Here is a 431-nt window from a genome sequence, read left to right as displayed (position 1 = left end):
GTGGAAAACTATAACGCGCAAGTTTTATGTATGGGGCAAAACGTGATTGCCGCTCCGGCCGCTTGGGCATTGGTCGATATCTGGTTGGACTTGCGTCACGACACAAACAGCGGCTATGCACCTAAAGTCGGCGAAATTGAAGCATACGAGCGCGGAAAATAAATACATGTTGCTCCATATATTTTCAGACGGCCTTACAGTTGCCGCAAGAATGCTTGGATAAACGCAATCTTATCCAATTCCGGTATGGCGTTGAACGCTTCGCGATGCTCGCGGATGTGGTCGATTAAGGGGTAAAACTCTTCATCGACGTGGCGTTTGTCGAGCTTGCGGCCGATGTTGCCTTCATTGCTTCGTCCCAGAAACTTGGAAATCAGGTAATACGGCGATTTGAGTTTGAACAGCATTTCGCCGTTTTGTGCATCAAATAC

General features: G+C 48.0%; 2 pseudogenes. One reads left to right on the top strand and one right to left on the bottom strand.

From position 1 onward, the window contains the following. Window positions 1-162: pseudogene (locus ACTHUR_RS21660) on the top strand (D-erythrulose-4-phosphate isomerase 1); the annotation flags it as partial. 32 nt (window positions 163-194) lie between these two features. Here the strand turns inward: ACTHUR_RS21660 and ACTHUR_RS21655 are convergent. Then, a pseudogene (locus ACTHUR_RS21655) lies at window positions 195-431 on the bottom strand (RNA ligase); the annotation flags it as partial.

It is taken from the genome of Neisseria sp. P0021.S007 (assembly GCF_051956855.1).
This window is presented reverse-complemented; position numbering and strand designations above follow the sequence as displayed.